The organism is Neisseria sp. HMSC078H04 (genome assembly GCF_001838135.1).
Taxonomy (GTDB): domain Bacteria; phylum Pseudomonadota; class Gammaproteobacteria; order Burkholderiales; family Neisseriaceae; genus Neisseria.
In genome coordinates, this window is record NZ_KV835825.1 from 279,890 (window position 1) to 290,691 (window position 10,802).

The 10,802-nt window shown below is 52.3% G+C and carries 9 protein-coding genes; 5 read left to right on the plus strand and 4 right to left on the minus strand.

Annotated features, from left to right (window positions below; genetic code table 11):
• The first annotated feature begins 193 nt into the window (after window positions 1-193).
• Window positions 194-754, plus strand: a complete 561-nt coding sequence (locus tag HMPREF2560_RS03290) for a hypothetical protein (RefSeq protein ID WP_070606660.1) — start codon at window positions 194-196, stop codon at window positions 752-754.
• Window positions 755-801: 47 nt separating this feature from the next.
• On the opposite strand, the gene coaD is transcribed toward HMPREF2560_RS03290, so the two are convergent.
• The 3 genes from coaD to HMPREF2560_RS03305 form a co-directional block, all read right to left on the minus strand.
• Entirely contained in the window at window positions 802-1,314 is a 513-nt protein-coding gene (gene coaD, locus HMPREF2560_RS03295; protein WP_003748177.1) for a pantetheine-phosphate adenylyltransferase, read from the minus strand.
• Between the two features lie 106 nt (window positions 1,315-1,420).
• Entirely contained in the window at window positions 1,421-2,107 is a 687-nt protein-coding gene (locus HMPREF2560_RS03300) for a Bax inhibitor-1 family protein (RefSeq protein ID WP_049336659.1), read from the minus strand.
• Between the two features lie 162 nt (window positions 2,108-2,269).
• Window positions 2,270-2,545, minus strand: a complete 276-nt coding sequence (locus HMPREF2560_RS03305) for an oxidative damage protection protein (RefSeq protein ID WP_003682648.1) — start codon at window positions 2,543-2,545, stop codon at window positions 2,270-2,272.
• A gap of 128 nt (window positions 2,546-2,673) precedes the next feature.
• Here HMPREF2560_RS03305 and glnE point away from each other — a divergent pair, with 128 nt between their 5' ends.
• Window positions 2,674-5,358 carry a bifunctional [glutamate--ammonia ligase]-adenylyl-L-tyrosine phosphorylase/[glutamate--ammonia-ligase] adenylyltransferase gene (gene glnE / locus HMPREF2560_RS03310; RefSeq protein ID WP_070873708.1) on the plus strand — a complete coding sequence of 895 codons (2,685 nt, stop codon included), beginning with the start codon at window positions 2,674-2,676 and terminating at the stop codon, window positions 5,356-5,358.
• Window positions 5,359-5,517: 159 nt separating this feature from the next.
• Here the strand turns inward: glnE and HMPREF2560_RS03315 are convergent, their stop codons facing one another.
• Window positions 5,518-5,745 (minus strand): cell division protein, encoded by a 228-nt coding sequence (locus HMPREF2560_RS03315; RefSeq protein WP_070873709.1) that lies wholly within the window; start codon window positions 5,743-5,745, stop codon window positions 5,518-5,520.
• 324 nt (window positions 5,746-6,069) lie between these two features.
• On the opposite strand from HMPREF2560_RS03315, the gene HMPREF2560_RS03320 reads away from it, so the two are divergent.
• The 3 genes from HMPREF2560_RS03320 to apbC all read left to right on the plus strand — a co-directional run bounded on the left by HMPREF2560_RS03320 (window position 6,070) and on the right by apbC (window position 10,716).
• On the plus strand, window positions 6,070-7,164 hold the full coding sequence (locus HMPREF2560_RS03320) for an FAD-dependent oxidoreductase (RefSeq protein WP_070873710.1): 1,095 nt from the start codon (window positions 6,070-6,072) through the stop codon (window positions 7,162-7,164).
• Between the two features lie 168 nt (window positions 7,165-7,332).
• The gene (glyS, locus tag HMPREF2560_RS03325; RefSeq protein ID WP_070606149.1) at window positions 7,333-9,474 is read left to right on the plus strand and encodes a glycine--tRNA ligase subunit beta; all 2,142 of its coding nucleotides are present in this window, start codon (window positions 7,333-7,335) and stop codon (window positions 9,472-9,474) included.
• Window positions 9,475-9,636: 162 nt separating this feature from the next.
• Complete coding sequence (gene apbC, locus HMPREF2560_RS03330) at window positions 9,637-10,716, plus strand: iron-sulfur cluster carrier protein ApbC (protein ID WP_070591815.1); 1,080 nt, start codon at window positions 9,637-9,639, stop codon at window positions 10,714-10,716.
• The last annotated feature ends 86 nt before the right edge of the window (window positions 10,717-10,802 follow it).

The following is a 10,802-nucleotide window of genomic DNA, read 5'->3' on the forward strand; positions in this document are numbered from 1 at the left end:
CGTTGCGAGATGTGAATTAAACCAAATTTCGTTTCCTTGTGCAAGTATTTGTAGGCTTTATTTTTGAGGCGGTAAATTAAGATTTTGTTTTGTATTGAATTATTTCTCGTTTTAATTGGCGGTTTTTAGGTTTGCCGGTTTGATTTTCAGACGGCCTAAGATACAATCGGCTTTTTTGCTTTGGATTTATGCCATGCTGTATGTGTTTGTTCGTGATATGTGGGATGTTTTGCGTTTGCGCTATCGTTCGCCGGAGACGTATTTGTATTCGCCTTTGGTGATGGCGGCGGTGTTGCTGCTGTTGGGTGTGGTGAACGCGGCCAGCATGTCGCCTTTGTTTGGCAGTGGCGTGGTGGCGGTGTGCCTGTCGGTGATTTTGGTGATTGTGAAATGGTTGGTGTTGAGCCGCTCGATGCGCAAGGTGCTGCATTATTACGGTGCGCCCCGGCTGCCTTTGTGGGGCTTTATTTTGGTATCTGAGGCGTTGTTGTTGCCGCTGTTGCTGGTGTTGTATGTGCCGGCGTTGGCTGCGTTTGCGCTGTTGTGGCAGGCTTGGGTATTTGTGGTGCAGGTACGCGGTTTGATGTGGATGGGTAATGCAACGGTGGGTCGTGTTTTGGTGGGCTATCTGGTGTATGGTATCGGCGTGCTGTGCGTGGGTACGGTGATTCTGATGCTGTTTATTGCCGCCGGTTGGTTGGATATGGAAACGTTGAATCAAAACCTGCAGGTGTTGACGTCTGCCCGTAAATAATCAATGAAAATTGGAAGGCCGTCTGAAATGTTCAGACGGCCTTTGTTTTATGTGTTTGTTTCGTGGTCTTGCAGAATTTTTTGATAGACGGGGTCGGGGAGGTAGCGGCCTATCATGTCGCGCCAGCCTTGTGGGCCGACCAGGCCTTTGACCATGGTGGAGGACACTTCGGCTATTTCGCGCGGCGGCATTAGGAAGACGGTAGAGATTTCGGGGGCGATGTCGCTGTTGATGTAGCGCATCGAGCGTTCGTATTCGTAGTCGGCAGCGGAACGGATGCCGCGGACGATGAAATTGGCGTTGGCTTCGCGGGCGTAATCGACCAAAAAGCGGTTTTCAAACACGCTGATGCGGACGTTGGGGAAGGGGTGGGTAATGGCATCGAGCATGGCGCGGCGTTCTTCTATGGTGTAGGTGCTGCGCTTTTCGGGATTAGTGCCGATGGCGACGATGAGTTCGTCAAAGAGGGATTGGGCTTCCTGTATCATCCACAGGTGGCCGAGGGTGGGAGGATCGAAGCTGCCTGCATACACGGCACGGCGCGGAGTGGTCGTGGTCATTTTAGGTTGGGAATGGGGTTTGTGTACGTTCAGGATAGGGGAGTTTGCCGGTGATGTCAAAAATCAAAAAGGCCGTCTGAAATTTCAGACGGCCTTTGCGGCTTTATCAGTCGTCACCACTAATAGAGATGAGGATTCTCAAGAGGCTGCTGAAAATGTTGTAGATGGAGATGAAGATGGTCAGCGCTGCGCTGATGTGGCTGTCTTCGCCGCCGTCAATAACGGCACGCACCTGCCACATAATCATCAGGGAACTGAAGACAACGAAGCCGGCCGCGATGGTCAGGCTCAGGGCAGGGATGTTGAGGAAGATGTTGGCCACAACGGCAATCATGAGCACGATCGCACCGGCACCGAGGAAGCTGCCGAGTTTGTTCATGTTCATTGTGGTGCGGCGTGCCATGGCGGACATGGTGAAGAAGACACCAGCGGTCATGGCGGCGGCTGTACCGACGATTTGCGCGCCGTTGTTGATAGCCAGGGCGTATTGCAACATAGGGCTGATGGCAAGGCCCATGCCGAAAGTGAAGATCATCAACAGGGCTACGCCGACGTTGCTGTAACGGTTTTTCTCGATCAGGAAGGTCATGCCGTAGAAGAAGCCGAAGAAGGCAGCCAGGGCAATCCAAGATGAACCGAACATGGAGAAAATGTTAAAGCCTGTTTTGGCGGAAAAGAACGCGCCGGCAACGGCAGGAATGAAAGACAGGCCGAGCAGGCGGTAGGTTTTTTGCAGGACGGTATTTTTGGCAACCGAGCCTTGCGAGGTATAGTCGTAAACGTCGTTTTGCATGGCGTTTGCTCCAGTGTGGATTGAAATGAATGAAATTTGGATTTTAACAGAGAATCATGGGTTTGTATGATTTATCTGTTCTATTTGCCTAATATGCGGGGCAATCGGGAATTTTAAAGGCCGTCTGAAAATCGGGTTTCAGACGGCCTCGGCGTTTAATGCTTATTTAGGCTCTTGCGGAACGTAGCCTTGTACGGCATCTGCGCCGTCGCCGAAGAAGTATTGTTCCATCTGCTGGGCGAGGTATTCGCGTGCGCGCGGATCGGCAAGGCTTAGGCGGTTTTCGTTGATGAGCATGGTTTGGTGACGGGTCCAAGCCATCCATGCTTCTTGGGAAACGTTTTCAAAAATGCGTTTGCCCAATTCGTTGGGCAGCGGCGGAAATTTCATGCCTTCGGCTTCTTTGCCGAGTTTGACGCAGTGAACCATACGGGTCATGGCGGTTTCCTTATGATGGGTTGCAAAGATTGCTATTTTAGCCGATTGCACGGATAGGGGAAAGCGTGGGTTTCAGACGGCCTGAAACCTTGCTATGATGGTCTTTTCTGTTTATTCAGGCAAAGATTATGAACCGCCTCGATACTGCCCGCCGTTATTCCCTTTTTCTCGCCCGCAATCTTGATTCCGGCAAACTCAAGCCCGAAATTTTCCTGCCCATGCTGGACAAGGTTTTGACCGAAGCTGATTTTCAAGCTTTTGCGGATTGGGGCAAAATCCGCGCGGAAGAAAATGAGGAAGAATTGGCGCGGCAGTTGCGCGAGTTACGCCGTTATGTGGTGTCGCAGATTATCGTGCGCGATATAAACCGCATCAGCGATTTGAACGAAGTGACCCGCACGATTACGCTGTTTGCCGATTTTGCCGTGAATACTGCGTTAGACTTTTCTTACGCCTATTATCAGGATATGTATGGTACGCCGATCGGGCGTTATACGAAATCGCCGCAGTATTTGAGCGTGGTGGCGATGGGCAAGGCGGGCGGCTATGAGTTGAACGTATCTTCCGACATCGATTTGATTTTCGTCTATCCCGAATCGGGCGATACCGACGGCAGGCGCGAACGCGGCAATCAGGAGTTTTTCACCAAAGTTGGGCAGAAACTGATTGCGTTGCTGAACGACATTACCGCCGACGGGCAGGTGTTCCGCGTCGATATGCGGCTGCGGCCGGACGGCGATTCGGGCGCGCTGGTCTTGAGCGAAACCGCACTGGAGCAATATTTAATTACGCAGGGACGAGAATGGGAGCGTTATGCGTGGTGCAAAGGCCGCGTAGTTACGCCGTATCCGAACGACATCAAAGCGTTGGTGCGCCCCTTTGTGTTCCGCAAATATCTGGATTACAGCGCATATGAAGCAATACGCAACCTGCACCGCCAAATCCGCAGCGAAGTCAGCAAAAAAGGCATGGCGGACAACATCAAACTCGGCGCAGGCGGCATCCGCGAAGTTGAATTTATCGCCCAGATTTTCCAAATGATACGCGGCGGCCAAATGCGCGCGCTGCAACTGAAAGGCACGCAAGAAACGCTGAAGAAACTTGCCGAGCTGGGCATCATGCCGTCTGAAAACGTCGAAACCCTGCTTGCTGCCTACCGCTTCCTGCGCGATGTCGAACACCGCCTACAATACTGGGACGACCGGCAAACTCAAACCCTGCCCACTTCGCCCGAACAACAACAACTGCTAGCCGAAAGCATGGGTTTCGACAGCTATGCCGCCTTTTCAGACGGCCTCAATGTTCATCGGAACAAAGTCAATCGGTTGTTCAACGAAATCTTGAGCGAACCCGAAGAGCAAACGCAAAGCAACAGCGAATGGCAGTGGGCATGGCAGGAAAAACCCGACGAAGAAGAACGGCTAGGCCGTCTGAAAGAACACGGGTTCGATGCCGAAACCATCGCCACGCGGCTCGACCAAATCCGCAACGGCCATAAATACCGCCACCTCTCCGCACACGCCCAGCCGCGTTTTGACGCGATTGTGCCGTTGTTGGTACAAGCGGCAGCCGAGCAACCCAACCCGACCGATACATTAATGCGGCTGTTTGACTTCCTCGAAAACATCAGCCGCCGCTCCGCCTATCTCGCCTTCCTCAACGAACATCCGCAAACCTTGGTGCAGCTGGCACAGATTATGAGCCAAAGCTCATGGGTGGCGGCGTATCTGAGCAAATATCCGATTCTGCTGGACGAACTTATCAGCGCGCAGCTTTTGGATACCGCGTTTGACTGGCCGGCCCTTGCCGCCGCACTTTCAAACGACCTCAAAGCCTGCGGCGGCGACACCGAAGCGCAAATGGACACGCTGCGCCATTTCCAACACGCCCAAGTCTTCCGCCTCGCCGTTCAAGACCTTGCCGGACTGTGGACGGTAGAATCCCTTTCTGACCAGCTCTCCGCCCTCGCCGACACCATCCTCGCCGCCGCCGTGTCATGCGCGTGGGCGGATATGCCCAAAAAACACCGCGATACACCGCAATTCGCCATCATCGGCTACGGCAAACTGGGCGGCAAAGAGCTCAGCTATTCCTCCGACCTCGACCTCGTTTACCTCTACGACGATCCCCATCCTGACGCAGGCGACATGTACAGCCGCCTCGCCCGCCGCCTGACCAACTGGCTTTCCGCCGCCACCGGCGCAGGCAGCCTCTACGAAACCGACTTGCGCCTGCGCCCTAATGGCGACGCCGGTTTCCTCGCCCACAGCATCGCCGCCTTTGAAAAATACCAGCGCGAAAACGCATGGACGTGGGAACACCAATCCCTTACCCGCGCCCGTTTTATTTTCGGTACGTTTGATGTTCAGACGGCCTTCGACCGCATCCGCACCGAAATGCTGACTGCCGAACGCGACCAGACCGTTTTAGCAGGCGAAATCATCGAAATGCGTGAAAAAATGTTCCCCACACATCCGCCGGTTGACAGCAACGTCAAATACGCGCGCGGCGGCGTGGTCGATGTCGAATTTATCGTCCAATATCTGATACTTGCCCATGCCCGCCAGTATCCGCAACTCCTCGATAACTACGGCAACATCGCCCTATTGAACATCGCCGCCGACTGCGGCCTCATCGACAAAACCCTCGCCGAACAAAGCCGCACCGCCTACCGCTTCTACCGCCAGCAGCAACACAACACCAAACTGCGCGACGCCAAAAAAACCGAAGTGACGGACGAATTGCTGACCCACTATGGCAACGTGCGAAAACTGTGGCAGGAAGTATTCGGGGCAGAAGTGAAATTTGGATAAGCAGGCGGGCGTATTCAGCGTCAAAAGCTGCACGGCAACACAATTTACCGCCACAATAAACGGGCTTTAAAAGGCAAACTTTCGAACATAAAGAAAGCGCTGTTTTGTGAACCTATAAAAAAGGCCGTCTGAAATTTTTCAGACAGCCTTTTATGGTATTTATTCTTCTTCCTCTTCCGGTTCAGCTTCTGCCTCTGCAGGTTTTTCAAGGAAATTGCCTGCTAACCACAGTAAAGCGCCACTACCTGTAATGCCTGCTTTAATCCACATGGCGGTATCTTCGCCCCATTCGTAAATCCAGGCCAAGACTTTGGGGACGGCGTTCATATAATTCAAACCGAATGCCAATACGCCGAGGATAAATAAAGTACTGCCCAAGCTTTTCATCATTATTTCTTATAAAATCAAATGGGTGCATCAAAGCCAATCAGTAGGTGCAATGATGCTGAGTGAATGTAAATATGTCAAAAGATGGCATTATAGTAGGTTTTATGTAAGGAAGATATTTTTATAAAAGCTGATTGGCAGTCTGAGGCGATGGGTAACTGCTTGCAGAGGGAGGGATTCCGTCTGTTTGTTTATAAGTTATTGGCTTGATCTGGGCAATCATGATATGCAAAAACTTTTCTCATTTTCTGTCGATATTGTGATACAGCAAAACAAGTTCTAAAATATGCCGCTTATTTATATATTAAAAACAAGGAGAAACTGATGTCTAAGGTTGCGGTACTCGGTGGCGGTCTGTCGGGCCGTCTGATGGCGTTCCAACTGGCAGAGCAGGGCATTTCGGTCGAGTTGTTTGAGAAAGGCGAACGCAACGGCGCGCAAGCCGCCGCTTATGTTGCCGCGGCCATGTTGGCGCCGTCTGCCGAAGCGGTGGAGGCAACGCCCGAAGTCATCCGTTTGGGCAAACAAAGCATTGCGCTTTGGCGCGCGATTGTCGGCCGTCTGAATACGCCGGTGATGATGCAGGAAAACGGCAGCCTGATTGTCTGGCACACGCAGGACAAGCCGCTTTCCGCCGAGTTTGCCCGTCATTTGAAGCGCGTCGGCGTGGCGGAACATGAAACCATACGTTGGAACGCGGATGAAATCACAGCAAACGAGCCGCAACTGGCAGGGCGGTTTTCAGACGGCCTGTATCTGCCGACAGAAGGGCAGTTGGACGGACGGCAGGTATTGAATGCGCTTGCCGATGCTTTGGAATCAATGAATGTGGTGTGCCATTGGTCGTGCGAACGCGAAGTCGAAGATTTGGCGGCGCAATACGATTGGGTCATAGACTGTCGCGGTTACGGTGCAAAAGCAGCATGGAACAGGCCATCTGAAAGCCAATTGCGCGGCATACGCGGCGAAGTAGCGCGCGTTTACGCCCCTGAAATCGAGCTGTCCCGCCCCGTGCGCCTGCTGCATCCGCGCTATCCTTTGTATATCGCGCCGAAGGAAAACCATATTTTTGTGATTGGTGCGACCCAAATCGAAAGCGAAAGCCAAGCGCCGGCCAGCGTGCGTTCCGGTTTGGAACTTTTGTCTGCTCTGTATGCCGTGCATCCGGCATTTGGCGAGGCGAACCTCTTGGAACTGGCCACCGGCCTGCGCCCGACTTTAAGCCACCACAATCCCGAAATCCGCTTCAACCGCGAACGCCGCCTAATTGAAGTTAACGGCCTGTTCCGCCACGGTTTTATGATTTCTCCGGCCGTTACCGGCGCGGCCGTGCGTTTGGCCGGTGCGCTGTTTGCCGGAAGCGATATTCCCGAATACGACGAAACCAGCGGTTTGCCGTATATCCGCGCTACGAATTGAAGCCGTTGCGGACGAAGTTGCTTGAAAATCGGGCAAATTGTTTGTGAAAGACAGCCACAGGCCGTCTGAAAATGATAAAATCGCCGTCAATTCAATTAACCTTGCGTCTGAAAACCGCATGATGCCGTATTCAGATGCCAAACCAATTTCCTATTTAACGATAAGCACATGACAACCCAAACCCTTTTAATCGAACTTCTCACTGAAGAACTCCCGCCCAAAGCCCTCAATAATCTGGGCAACCATTTTGCCGCTTCCGTTGCCGAAGGCTTGGAAAAAGCGCAACTGATTGACGGCGCAGCCGAATACACTGCCTACGCTTCTCCACGACGTTTGGCCGTTCAAGTCAAAAACGTGAAAGCCGTTCAAGCCGATCAAAAAATTGTGAAAAAAGGCCCTGCCGTGGCGAATGCCATGAAAGACGGTGCGCCGACTAAGGCTTTGGAAGGTTTTGCGCGCGGTGCGGGTGCGAAAATCGAAGACCTGACCATCATCAACGACGGCAAGCAAGACGTGTACGCCTACGAATACGTCCAAACCGGCAAACCGCTGGGCGAGCTCTTGGAAGACATTATCAATCAAGCTGTTAAGAAACTGCCGATTCCTAAAGTCATGCGTTGGGGCAGCAGCACATTTACCTTCGTGCGCCCTGTACACAGCCTGATCGTGCTGCACGGCGGCGACATCGTAAACGTCAGCGTTTTGGGTCTGCAAAGCGGCAACAAAACACTGGGTCACCGCTTCCTCTCCAGCGGCGAAATCGCCATCGAAAACGCCGACAGCTACGCCGCACAAATGCGCGAGCAAGGCAAAGTAGAAGCATCGTTTGCCGAACGCAAAGCCGCCATTCAGACGGCCTTGAACGAGCAGGCAGGCCGTCTGAACGCGACCGTTGCCGCCGATGAAGCCTTGTTGGACGAAGTGACCGCATTGGTCGAATGGCCTGTGGTATTGGAAGCCGGTTTTGAAGAACACTTCCTCGCCGTACCGCAAGAATGCTTGATTCTGACCATGCAGCAAAACCAAAAATACTTCCCGCTGCTCGATCAAAACGGCAAGCTGATGAACCGCTTCCTGCTGGTCTCCAACCTGCAAACCGAAGACCCGTCACACATCATCCAAGGCAACGAACGCGTTTTGCGCGCGCGCCTGTCTGATGCCGAGTTCTTCTACAAACAAGACCAAAAAGCGACTTTGGAAAGCCGCCTGCCGAAATTATCCAGCGTGGTTTACCACAACAAAATTGGTTCGCAAGCCGAGCGCATCGAGCGTCTGCAAAGCATTGCCGCCCATATCGCCAAAGCATTGGGCGCGGATGCCGCCGCAGCCGAGCGTGCCGCACGTTTGGCCAAAGCAGACTTGGTAACCGAAATGGTCGGCGAGTTCCCCGAATTGCAAGGCACCATGGGCAAATACTATGCCCGCTTGGACGGCGAAACCGAAGAAATCGCCGAAGCCATTGAGCAACATTATTGGCCACGTTTTGCAGGTGACAATCTTCCTCAAAGCAAAATCGCTATTGCTGTTGCGCTGGCCGACAAGCTAGAAACCTTAGTTGGCATTTGGGGTATCGGACAAATTCCTACCGGTGATAAAGATCCTTACGCCTTGCGTCGTGCCACATTGGGTATTTTGCGGATACTAATGTTACCTGAGTGTAAAGGAGATGAATTAGGATTAGGTAAGTTAATTGATAAAACATATGAAACCTTTCCTCGTGTTTGGAAAGATATGGCAAATTCCTTGGAACAGCAACATTTTGTGTTCAACATAACTTCTTTCATTGAAACCCGTTTAGCAATTCTTTTACAAAATGAATATTCGCAAGACGTAATCTCAGCAGTTTTGAAAGGTCCGAAACAAAATCCTGAAGAAAGTAAAGAGGGAGCACGCCTTTGGTTTCATAAGCTATATAATCTCCATGCCAAACTGCAAGCCGTTGCCGCATTCAAACAACTGCCCGAAGCCGCTGCGCTCGCCGCCGCCAACAAACGCGTGCAAAACCTGCTGAAAAAAGCCGATGCCGAGTTGGGCGAAGTCGATGAAAGCCTGCTGCAACAAGACGAAGAAAAAGCCCTGTACGCCGCCGCGCAAAGTTTGCAGCCGAAAATTGCCGCTGCCGTTGCCGAAGGTAATTTCCAAACTGCTTTGTCCGAGCTGGCTTCCGTCAAACCGCAAGTCGACGCATTCTTCGACAGCGTGATGGTAATGGCTGAAGATGCTGCCGTGAAGCAAAACCGTTTGAACCTGCTAAACCGCTTGGCAGAACAAATGAACGCAGTTGCCGACATTGCGCTCTTGAGCGAATAAGGCCGCGTTTCAGTTGACCCACTTTTCAGGCTGCCCGATGTTTCAGGCAGCCTGAAGTTTTTCGGGCGTATCCCTTGCATGGCGTTCAAGGGTATAATTCGGCAGATTTGTCGCACGACAAATCGCGCACATAAACAATTTCCCACATTCAAGAGGCAGATTATGAATATCCCAGCCATCCGAACCGCACTCGATGCCGTATTGATTCCCCACACAATGCGCACCTTAGGCAGCGAAAAAGCCGTTACACTCCTTGAAGAGCGTTCAGACGGCCTGCATATCGGCCTGAAATTCGCGTTCCCAGTTGCCCATATTGCCGCAGACATTGCCAACGCCCTCCAAGAAGCCGTCATGGCACATACCGGCGACACTCATATCCATTTGAGTATCGATACCGAAATCGGTACGCATAAAGTTCAACCCGGCGTAGCAACCATCAAAGGCGTGAAAAACATCATCGCCGTTGCATCGGGCAAAGGCGGCGTCGGCAAATCAACGACCACTGCCAACCTTGCCACTGCAATGGCCAGAATGGGTGCGCGTGTCGGCGTACTCGATGCCGACCTGTACGGCCCAAGCCAGCCCACCATGCTCGGCGTACAAGACCGCAAACCCGACCAACAAAACAAAAAACTCATTCCCGTTGAAGCCGAAAGCGGCATTCAAGTGATGTCCATCGGTTTTCTGGTCGATACCGACCAAGCCGTCGTTTGGCGCGGCCCGATGGTCAGCCAAGCCTTGCAACAGCTTATGTTCCAAAGCGAGTGGGACAATGTCGATTATCTCTTCATCGACTTGCCGCCCGGTACCGGCGATATCCAATTGACCCTGTCGCAAAAAATCCCCGTAACCGGCTCCGTTGTCGTCACCACGCCGCAAGACATCGCCCTGATTGATGCACGCAAAGCCGTGGATATGTTCAACAAAGTCAATATCCCGATTTTGGGTGTTTTAGAAAACATGTCTGTCCATATTTGCTCCAACTGCGGCCATGCCGAAGCAATCTTCGGCGCAGAAGGCGGTAAAAACCTGGCAGAGCGTTTGAACGTACCGTTGCTCGGCCAGCTACCGTTAAGTTTGCCTGTACGCGAAGCCATGGACAGCGGCACATCTTCGGCCTTGTTTGAAAACAACCAAACCATCGCCGACATCTACACCGAAGCCGCATTCCAAATCGCGCTGGCCATTGCCGATAAAGGCAAAGACTTCAGCAGCCGCTTCCCGAAAATCGTTGTCGAATAAATAAAGTTTAAAAAAGGTGTTGACAGCTGTGTGCACTATCTCTATAATGCACAGCTTATCGGGTCGTTAGCTCAGTCGGTAGAGCA

Coding starts and splice junctions, on each gene's coding strand:
- HMPREF2560_RS03300 (WP_049336659.1), bottom strand. CDS start 2,107: ATGCAAAACGACGTTTACGACTATACCTCGCAAGGCTCGGTTGCCAAA.
- apbC (WP_070591815.1), top strand. CDS start 9,637: ATGAATATCCCAGCCATCCGAACCGCACTCGATGCCGTATTGATTCCC.
- glyS (WP_070606149.1), top strand. CDS start 7,333: ATGACAACCCAAACCCTTTTAATCGAACTTCTCACTGAAGAACTCCCG.
- coaD (WP_003748177.1), bottom strand. CDS start 1,314: ATGACCACGACCACTCCGCGCCGTGCCGTGTATGCAGGCAGCTTCGAT.
- HMPREF2560_RS03290 (WP_070606660.1), top strand. CDS start 194: ATGCTGTATGTGTTTGTTCGTGATATGTGGGATGTTTTGCGTTTGCGC.
- HMPREF2560_RS03315 (WP_070873709.1), bottom strand. CDS start 5,745: ATGAAAAGCTTGGGCAGTACTTTATTTATCCTCGGCGTATTGGCATTC.
- glnE (WP_070873708.1), top strand. CDS start 2,674: ATGAACCGCCTCGATACTGCCCGCCGTTATTCCCTTTTTCTCGCCCGC.
- HMPREF2560_RS03320 (WP_070873710.1), top strand. CDS start 6,070: ATGTCTAAGGTTGCGGTACTCGGTGGCGGTCTGTCGGGCCGTCTGATG.
- HMPREF2560_RS03305 (WP_003682648.1), bottom strand. CDS start 2,545: ATGACCCGTATGGTTCACTGCGTCAAACTCGGCAAAGAAGCCGAAGGC.